Here is a 10,264-nt window from a genome sequence, read left to right as displayed (position 1 = left end):
ATGGTACACTCCCAGAATAAAGTGGTACAGAAGCAAAAGTAGGTGGTGCAGTCGTTTAAAAAATGGTACAATTGCAAGTGAAAGTGATGCAATTGTAAAATTTTATGGAACCGATTAGAAGAACTTGGAACCGATACTAAATTTGTTCATACAGCCTCGAAAGGGGGAGGTTTTTTGCTTAATTTCCTGGAAAGTTTTGAATTCAGGGCGGCTATAATCCAACTTCCTAAGTAATATAGCACTTAGGAAGTAAGATATGTAATATTTTATTTAGGAAAATAAATATAATCAACATTCATTTGTATGCTATTGTATACATAAAAGTAAAAGTAGTCTACATAGTTTGTTGTAGTGCATGATTCTGAAATTAGATAATTATTTAATATTTTAGAGTCTAGTAATTCTTGCTCATCTATTAGAAGTTGTAATTCAGCTAACTCATTATATTTTAGTTCTAAATTGAACTCTTCACCACTATTGATTACTGATAAGTTTTTGTATTTGTCAATATCGCTTGTGATATCACTATACGTTATAGAACTTTGTCCTTCCTCTACATCATAGTCTTTAATGTATACCCTAACCCACCAATTATGTTCATTACTTGCCGCACTAGGTTTTAGGTATATATAAATCGTATATAATTGTTTACCTGTTGTTTTGTTTGGATCTTGAAGGAAGTTAATTCTTAAAAGTGATAAATTTGTATCCTCCTTAAGTTCTTCAAAAGATAATTTGGTTTTAAATCCTTTAAATATATATGAGCTCGGGTTTGAAAAAGGGTAAGCTAGGCATCCATATGTATAATCGGCTTCACTACCTTTTTTAAGATTTAATTTATTGTCATTCAAGGTGAAGTCAGCATTGAAAGTCAGCCAGTCTTGACCAGTATTAATAAATCTATCATAAAAACGAGTGGGTATTACATTAACAGTTTTTATATCACTAATGGAGTCAGTACTGCTTTTAACATCCAATGTGACTATTACCTCCCCATCAGTTCTAGGTAAAGTTAATGTTGCATTTTTAGGATCATCACTAACCTTAATAGTTCCCTTATTAGAAGTAAAACTATAATTTAATGGCTCATTACTTTCACAAGTTGCATCAGCTGTAACTATAATAGATTCTTCAGGATAAGCGTCTGTTTTATTTACTTCAAATGAAGTAATGGTAGGCGGATAAGTTGGGGTGCTTTCTTTTTCATTACAACTGGTAATTAAAAATGTAATTAAGCCTAGTGTTAAGAGTTGTTTCATTGTTTTCATAAATTGCAAAGGGATTAATTATAAGTATTAAATAATATGTTTTGTGGCGAGAGTTTTATGATAATGCAATTGCTGGGCATGGTTTTGTATTTTTGAGGAAGTAATTTGTGTGTTAGATTATATCTAATAGCAATGTTACTAACGATTTATAATAAATTCAATATGTATTTTGAATACCCCCTAGTTTAGAATAGGTTTACAACCGTTAAACCAAATGTAAAATTTACTTTTGTAAAGTAAGGGTATTGTTCTACACTGATGTTCTAATGTATTCTCTTGATTTACATATTAGTTAGATTCTATATTATACTACATTAACTTATTTTTCTAGAGTCTTATTTACTTGACATTCTTGTTTGACTTCCATTATATTAGGGTCAGATTTTTAAAAAAGAACTTATAAATTACTTAATAATCCATACATCGTTATATTCATGTACTTTATTCTTTATGTTTTCTTCCTTTTGGGGCGAGTTGCTAGTTTTACTGACTGATTTATCCCTTGTCTGATCTTGTTTTAAATCCAGCTGGTCTTTATCTACCTCATTCACCACAGCAGGCTTATTTTTAAACTTCTCAGTTCCCAATACCATATTCTCAGTATCAACTTCTAGAACTAAGGAATTGTGGGAGTCCATAATCCATTTACCAGACTGAATAACATTACCATTTGTATACTGAATAAAACTGCCATCCTTATTAAAATCTATACTGCCATATAAAAGGTTCAACTCATTCATTTGGTTAATAAGCTTGCTTACCGCACTTTTTGATAGTTTAAGATCTGTTGACAAATAATGCGCATAACCTTTATAATTCTCTTTGGCACTAGTTTCGCTAAAATCCCAATGCCCCACAAGGCTTCTATATTTTTTTTTAATCCCAGACCTGAGCTTATCCTGGTTGAAAGAAGACAAAACAGTAAGAATGGAACCAAAGAATAAAATATGGACTATTAATTTTCTAAAATTCATAATGTTACCTTTCAATAAATTAATAATAATTAGCAGATAAGCACCTATGGATAGCCTTGAATAATAAAGAAATATGACTAAGTTCTCAATATATTTTATCCAAAAAAATTGGAACGCAAATAGTTGTTATAAGAACTCTCAACTAAAAAGTGCTAGGCCTATTCATTTTTTATAAATGTTCTAACAACTTCCAACTTAATCTCATCATGCTCATGCTTGCCATGCATATACTTTTTATAATCGTACTTAACAAATAGCTGTAGTTTATCTTTATTGAGCACTGTTATGGTATAAACTTTACCATCCTCCTCCCAATCTCCAATAAGGGTAAGTTGGTTATTAGCCTCTGATACCCATTTTCCTGACTTATCTATTCCTGTTCTGGTTTCCTCGGTATAGCTACCATCACTATTAAAGCTTATAGTTCCATCATCCAAATAAGCTTTTTTACCTTTAGCAACATCTTATTTACTGCTGCCTGAGACATACCTAGTTGGGTTTCTAGATAATGAGTATAACTTCTACCATTAATTTTCATGTATACATTACCCTGCTTAAACTTCCAAGTACCTACTAATGTAGCTTGTGGATCTAATATAGCGGTGCCATTAAAGTAATTGCTTTTTTTACACGAAGTAATTAATAAACAGAATATGTAAATAAGAGGGCGTATTTTAAGTTTCGTTTTTGGTTTTCCATTTTGGGTATAGGTATTGGGTTTGCATATCTTTTATTTGAATGAGGATTATGCTAATCTCATCTTAATATTCTCAACAAAGAGATTTAAAAAAGACCGTTTCTTGCGAAACAGTCTTCATAAACTAACTACTGCGAACACAAATTATTTGCTTTTCAACAATGTGTTTGTAATTTCAACTTTCAGCAGATCCTCCTTATTATCATTATTCAGATCTTGTTTTCTATCTTCAATACCATAAACCTGGAGTAGTTCATCATTTAATTTAACAATGGTAAGAAGCTGATTATCTCCTTTAACAGTAAGCGTAATCTGATCATTTGTATTTACGGCCCATTTTCCCCATTGTGGTTCGCCCTCTTTAAAATTCTGTACAAAGGTGCCATCCTCTTTAAAGGTGATATAACCATCAACTTTGTAATCTTTTTCCATTTTACTGACTACCTCTTCGGCTTCTTTTTCCGACAAACCAACTGTGGTCTCCAAGTAACTCTTATAACTTTCACCATCCACTGTCATATTTGTTTTAACATCTCCGAAATTCCATGTGCCTAATAAAGAAACATTTGGATTATCGATTTTAATTTCGTTTAAAAAATCGTCTTTATCACATGATGTGAATAACATAATGCTACTAAAGAAATACACTGTAAGTGCTGCTAATGTTAATTTTCTCTTTTTCATCTTACTATATTTTAAGTTTCATGAATCAGATGAAATCCACGGCGAATAACATCTTTTGTTAATTACTTCTAATTTGATTTCGAATTAACTCTGTTTGAATTAATTGACTTTACAAAGTTACAGCGTGTTGCAATGGCGAGGTACTAACAGCTTACGTAAATTAAATATTTACGTGAAGTACGTAGTGAAAAATATAACCCCATTGCTGAACTGATAAATTAGATTTATATTTTGTACACGAGTATTGACAGGAAAACCTTTTGAACATGCATATTAGTCTTGTTAATGCATTATAGAGATAAGAAAATGGCTGCCTCATGAGAGACAGCCTTAGCATCAACAAACTAACACTAACCTATGAACCGTGTATTTTTGTTCTATTTTTTTAGATTAAAAATTAATCCCTGCAGTTATATAAGCTCCTTGTAGTTTTGGAGCATTGCTTGTGTTTTTCAAAAATTCATTTAATCCCCACTCATAACTTACATCAAGGTATAAAAAGGATAAATCAACACCTACTCCTACTTGGGCTCCCCAATTCATTCCTTTATAGTCGCTCTTATCTAATTTAAGTATATTACTTTCTTTTACATTGGTTACGATAGACGCTGTTGGTCCACCAAAGACACGTAATGCAAATGGGCTAGACTCACTACCTAAAATGTGATATCCTACATTAACAGGAATTCTGATGGAACTTATTTGGTTACTTATATCAACCTTCTGACCTTCGATACCTGACACTACAAAATCAGTGGATTGCTTTTGTACGAACACTCCTGGTTCTACATATAGTTTATCTCCAATTAGGGCACTTGCTCCTATTTGATAACCTACTTTTGCTTGCACGTTATTTGTTCCGTCGGGTACTTTTGAAAAATCGGTTACATTAATACCGATACCTGGCTTAATGGATACTTGTGACCATGTTAGGGAGCTTATGGCTACGGCGACGAATAATAATACTAACTTTTTCATCTTACTATATTTTAATTTTATAGAATCGATATAATCCACGGTGAATTATATCTGTTAAAATTTATTTCTGTTTTGTAAATCATTTAAACTTTGTTTGTTATAAATGACAATACAAATGTATAGCAAGTGCAAAAAGTGGTATGCTAATAGGATACGTAAATATTAAATTTACGTAAAGTACGTAGATGTGCCTATAGGTGTAATTTAAGAAACTCTTATTGCTTAAAATAACAATTGTTTTTGTTTGAATAGACGGCTTAGGGATAGGAGCGGCATCCTTTGTGAGCCCATTATGGCGAGCAAAGATATAGCGTATAGCCCGACCCGCAGGGAAGCCCCTCATGGTAATAACTAAATGTTTATTTTAATGTATTGTGTTTTTACAAATCGTTAAACAGATTTCGCTCAATGGCATAAAGTACCATGCCTGCGACATTTTTACATCCTGTTTTTATAATTAGATTGCGCTTATGGGTTTCGATGGTGCGCATATTTACAAAGAGCTCATCGGCTATTTCGGCATTGGATTTTTCTTTACAAATGAGATGAAGCACCTCGGTTTCGCGCTCCGTTAATGGAACCTCAACTTGGGTGCGTTGTTTTAGCTTTGGCTTGCCTCCTATGCCTTCCATAATTACATTGGTAACTTCATCGCTAAAATATTTTTCTCCTTTTGCAACCGTGCGTATTGCCAACTGCAATTGGGCTTGAGTACAATCTTTTAATATGTAGCCAATAGCTCCTGCGGCTATCATGTGTTTAATGTTGTAGTTTTCGTTCATCATGGTTAAGGCTAATATATGTACATTGGGATATTTACTATGTACTTGTTTGGCTAACTCAATTCCATCCATTTGTGGCATCATAATATCGGTGACCAACACATCAATTTGAAACTGCTCTAAAAACTCAAGTGCTTCGATACCATTATTGGCTTCACCTATTACATTAAGGTCGGCTTCATTTAAAAATGAACGCAGCCCTTGTCGGATCATACTGTGGTCGTCTACTAGTAGAATATTTATTTCCATGAGAGTTATTTTATTGGAAGTTCAACAATAATTTGAGTGCCTTTGTTTGCTTGGGATTCTATTTGAAATAAGGCACCAATAGATTCCGCTCTAGTCTTCATACTGTTTAAACCAAAACTATTCTCAGTGTTTAATATATCGAAACCAATGCCATTGTCTTCGATGCTAAGTTCTATAAACTCGCTATGCTGATATATTTGAATGGAACAAACGGATGCTTCTGAATACTTTATCACATTATTTATAGCCTCTTGCGTAATCCGATATAAAGTCATTTCGCTAGCCAAGCGTGTTTTAAAGTCTTCTATATTATTATAAAAATTAAACTGAATACCACTAGTATTTTGCAAAGCATCAACCAAAGATTTGATGGCTTGGGCTAACCCTTGATCTGCAATAATTTTTGGCATTAGCTTATGGGCCAAGGTCCTGCTTTCTTCAATGGATTTTTTTAAATAATTATACCCTGTATTAAACTTATACTGTAGATCTTCTTCGGGCAAAGTTACAGAAGATCTTACTTTTTCAAAATTTAAAAGAGCCGTTGACATGGTTTGTTGCAGACCATCATGTATTTCTCGTGAGATACGACTCCGCTCGTGGTCTTCTGTTTCGAGCACCGCATTAATAACCTTTTCTTCTTGCTTCATCCGATCCGAAATATCTGCGAAAGTACCCACTATTCGGGTAACAGAACCCTTATTTGAATGCTCTACTGCCTCTCCTTTTATATTAATCCATTTATAAATTCCATTGGCATCTTTAATCCTAATTATATTACGGTAACTTCCTTGTTTTACTACTTCTTCTTTATTTATAAACAGAGATAAATTTGCATCTTGAGGATGAACTAAGGATTGAAAAAATACATTTACATTGTTATTAATATTGGTACTATCGTATCCCAAAAGTTTAAAGCAACGCGGACTGTACACTATATCCGCACCTACGTTCCATTCCCAAATACCTTCGTTGGCAACTTTAAAAGCATAAATGAGGCGTTGCTGACTCTCTTCTAACGCTTTCATACTAGCTCTACGTTCGTAGTAGCTAGTTACCATACGAGTTACGCCATCCAATAAAAGTTGCTCATCATTATAGTATAAGCTGCACTCCTTTATCATTAGAGAAGCTTTGAAAATTTCAATTTTACCAATTTCTTGATTGTCCACTTCTATTTTAGCAGTACGTATAAGTTCATAATGATTTGGAATATCATTACCATATTTATCACCTTTATAGATAATTTGGCATTTTGTACTTGTTGGAGCATGATGCCCTGATGGAATAATTTGAGTTAATTCTGTAAACACCTCTTCGGGCAATCGCTTTGCCCATTCTGTAATTTGCGATACTTTATAGAGGCAGTTTATTTCTTTAACACGTTCTTTTATTTCTTCTTCTTGCTGTTCTTGTTTTATCAGTCGTTTACGTATCATCCAATAAGAAAACAAGGATATGATGATAACCAAAATTAGCATTCCGATAATAAAAACAAGAAATCGATACCCTCGTTTAGCTAGCGCATCGCGAGTATTTATTGTTCTATCTTTTATATTCGCTTCTAATTGAGTAATTGGTTTTATAACCGCTAGTTTTCCTTTTATATATGCATCACTATTCAAAAGCTTAAAAGCAGATTCACGCGCTTTGGTAATACGGATTGATTCCACTGCTTTATCATTTGCCATGATACTGTCAAAAACGTAAAAAGACCTCTTCTCTATGGTTACCAATTGCTTTGCCATATCAATTGATTGATGGAGTAACTCAAATTCAATATTTGTAAAACCCATACTTAACATACTATCCTGAAGGGTTTGGTTCCAACCATAGCTAACGGGTATTTCTCCTTGACGTACTTCTAGCTCTTCATAATATTTCTGTTTCCATAAAGAATCGTTTGATATTATGTAACGAACACAGTACTTGGTAAGTTTATCATTGGCTTGCCTAAGATGATCGCCTAATAAATATGAACTGTGCTGTTTAATTTGCGAACTATATAATTTGGTTTGATTTCGCAGTAAAAATACCTGCATAAGCAAAGCTATGCCGATAGAAAAAACAATGAATCCAAACAATAAAATAAAAGTCTTTTTTACTTTCATATACATGGGTTATAATGACAATTATTAAAGATAAACATCAATTGATAGCTTGATGTTTAGACTACATGCTGATTTGACTCTACCTACATTTTAAAACAGTATTAAACGTCAAGTTCTAATATTTAAATAGAAATAGTTTAAGTCCATTATAGCTATTCTCAACACAATAATAATCAATACCTAATTTTATACAAACCCATTACAATAAGACAATAAACAAATATATTTAATCTACTTTGTTTGACATTCTTGTTTGATTTCCATTATATTAGGGTCAGATGTTAAAAAAACTTATAATATAGCGCTATGTCTAACACTTAAGCAATAAAGCGTGTTAAGTCATAATTAAACACTACATTTGCACCCTCATTTGAAATTGCTATGCAGGATATAAGAAATATTGCAATTATTGCACACGTTGACCACGGTAAAACTACCTTGGTAGATAAGATGTTACTAGCCGGTCAGTTATTTAAAGACCACCAAGAGGTTGGAGAATTAATAATGGATAATAACGATCTTGAAAGAGAACGTGGTATTACCATTTTATCTAAGAACGTTTCAATGGTGTATAAAAACACCAAAATCAATATCATTGATACCCCAGGTCACTCCGATTTTGGTGGTGAGGTAGAGCGTGTTTTAAACATGGCCGATGGTGTACTACTTTTAGTAGATGCATTTGAAGGACCAATGCCACAAACTCGTTTTGTACTTCAAAAAGCAATTAGCTTAGGACTTAAGCCTATTGTTGTTATCAATAAAGTTGATAAAGAAAACTGTCGTCCAGAGGAGGTACAGGAGTCGGTATTCGACTTAATGTTCAACCTTGGTGCTACAGAAGACCAATTAGATTTTGTAACCATTTATGGTTCTGCTAAAAATGGTTGGATGAGTACTGATTGGAAACAGCAAACCGATAATATTACTGCTGTATTTGATGCAGTTGTTGAAAATATTCCAGCGCCAGAGCCAAACGAAGGAACACCTCAGATGTTAATTACATCTTTAGATCACTCGCCTTACACAGGTCGTATTGCTATTGGTCGTGTTCACCGTGGTACTTTAAAAACAAACCAACAGGTTTCTTTAGTAAGTCGCGATGGTTCAATCACAAAAACTAAGATTAAAGAAATTAACGTATTCTCTGGTTTAGGTCGTACTAAAGTAGAAGAAGTTTCAAGTGGCGAGCTATGTGCCTTAATTGGTTTAGATACTTTCGACATTGGTGATACAGTTGCCGATATTGAAGAGCCAGAAGCTTTAGATCCTATTTCTATCGACGAGCCAACAATGAGTATGTTATTTACCATTAATAACTCACCATTCTTCGGACAGGATGGTAAATTTGTTACTTCACGTCATATTAAAGACCGTTTAGATGCTGAGCTTGAGAAAAACTTAGCACTTCGCGTTGAAGATACAAACTCTGCTGATGCATGGAATGTATACGGACGTGGTGTACTTCACTTGTCAGTATTAATTGAAACAATGCGTCGCGAAGGTTATGAGCTACAAGTTGGTCAGCCACGTGTAATCATTAAAGAAATTGGAGCTATCAAACATGAGCCAGTTGAGGAATTAACCATCGATTTACCAGATGAGTATTCAGGTAAAGCCATCGAAATGGTTACACAACGTAAAGGAGATATGTTAAGCATGGAGCGTAAAGGTGATCGTATCGTTATCGAATTCCATATCCCATCTCGTGGTATTATTGGTTTACGTAACGCAATGCTTACAGCTACAGCTGGAGAGGCAATTATGGCACACCGTTTTGTAGAGTTTCAACCTTACAAAGGCGAAATTAACAAACGTTTAAATGGTTCTCTTATTTCAATGGAAGATGGAGCAGCTATTCCTTACGCATTAGATAAATTACAAGATAGAGGTAAATTCTTTGTTGCACCGCAGCAAAAAATATACAAAGGTCAGGTAATTGGAGAAAATAACCGCGATGGTGATTTAACTATCAACATCACCAAAACCAAGAAGCTTACCAATATGCGTACTTCTGGTTCTGATGATAAAGTGAAATTAGCACCGCCAATTATCTTCTCATTAGAAGAGGCATTAGAATATATCCAAGGAGACGAGTATGTTGAGGTAACACCAAAAGAAATTCGTATCCGTAAAATATTTCTTGAAGAACACGAACGTAAGCGTTCTGCTAAATAACAAATAGTGTAAAAGCATTATTTATCATTTAGCTGTTTTCGAGTTAGCAGCGAGCCGCATCATTTATTTGGTGCGGCTCTTTTTTTGCATAATATTTTCACCTGATATAACTTGGGTGTGCCCCTATCGGGTCGCGCTTTACACTATATCTTTCCTCGCCATAATGGGCTCGCAAAGGATGCCGTTTCAATCGCTCACACAAGTATAAACTATGAGGACAGTAACAAGAATTACCGAGTGCAATAACACATACTTACCTTTTATGGCCAACACCCCTAGTAAATAACAACGATATATACCTTTAAACATAGGCTTTGTCATAAAAATATTTAACAAATTATTC

8 protein-coding genes are annotated in these 10,264 nt (G+C 33.7%); 1 reads left to right on the top strand and 7 read right to left on the bottom strand.

Going from position 1 to position 10,264, the window contains the following annotated elements; all coding sequences use genetic code 11:
* Positions 1-266: 266 nt before the first annotated feature.
* The 7 genes from A8B35_RS21900 to A8B35_RS21870 form a co-directional block, all read right to left on the bottom strand.
* The gene (locus A8B35_RS21900; RefSeq protein WP_139314978.1) at positions 267-1,259 is read right to left on the bottom strand and encodes a hypothetical protein; all 993 of its coding nucleotides are present in this window, start codon (positions 1,257-1,259) and stop codon (positions 267-269) included.
* A gap of 413 nt (positions 1,260-1,672) precedes the next feature.
* On the bottom strand, positions 1,673-2,242 hold the full coding sequence (locus A8B35_RS21895) for a hypothetical protein (protein WP_068475671.1): 570 nt from the start codon (positions 2,240-2,242) through the stop codon (positions 1,673-1,675).
* Between the two features lie 158 nt (positions 2,243-2,400).
* Complete coding sequence (locus A8B35_RS21890; RefSeq protein ID WP_068475669.1) at positions 2,401-2,679, bottom strand: hypothetical protein; 279 nt, start codon at positions 2,677-2,679, stop codon at positions 2,401-2,403.
* 404 nt (positions 2,680-3,083) lie between these two features.
* Positions 3,084-3,623: a hypothetical protein gene (locus tag A8B35_RS21885; protein WP_068475667.1), complete on the bottom strand. Its 540-nt coding sequence runs from the start codon at positions 3,621-3,623 to the stop codon at positions 3,084-3,086.
* A gap of 390 nt (positions 3,624-4,013) precedes the next feature.
* Positions 4,014-4,601, bottom strand: a complete 588-nt coding sequence (locus A8B35_RS21880; RefSeq protein WP_075604030.1) for an outer membrane beta-barrel protein — start codon at positions 4,599-4,601, stop codon at positions 4,014-4,016.
* Between the two features lie 380 nt (positions 4,602-4,981).
* Positions 4,982-5,632, bottom strand: a complete 651-nt coding sequence (locus A8B35_RS21875; RefSeq protein ID WP_068475663.1) for a response regulator transcription factor — start codon at positions 5,630-5,632, stop codon at positions 4,982-4,984.
* Between the two features lie 5 nt (positions 5,633-5,637).
* On the bottom strand, positions 5,638-7,743 hold the full coding sequence (locus A8B35_RS21870; protein WP_068475661.1) for a PAS domain-containing sensor histidine kinase: 2,106 nt from the start codon (positions 7,741-7,743) through the stop codon (positions 5,638-5,640).
* A 381-nt stretch (positions 7,744-8,124) separates the two neighbouring features.
* Between A8B35_RS21870 and typA the strand changes: the two genes are divergently transcribed.
* A complete protein-coding gene (gene typA / locus A8B35_RS21865; RefSeq protein ID WP_068475659.1) occupies positions 8,125-9,921 on the top strand; it encodes a translational GTPase TypA in 1,797 nt (598 codons plus the stop codon).
* Positions 9,922-10,264 lie beyond the last annotated feature (343 nt).

The organism is Saccharicrinis aurantiacus (assembly GCF_001660705.2).
GTDB classification, from domain to species: domain Bacteria; phylum Bacteroidota; class Bacteroidia; order Bacteroidales; family Marinilabiliaceae; genus Saccharicrinis; species Saccharicrinis aurantiacus.
Note: the sequence above shows the minus strand (reverse complement) of the source record. Positions and strands in the feature narration are given on the sequence as shown.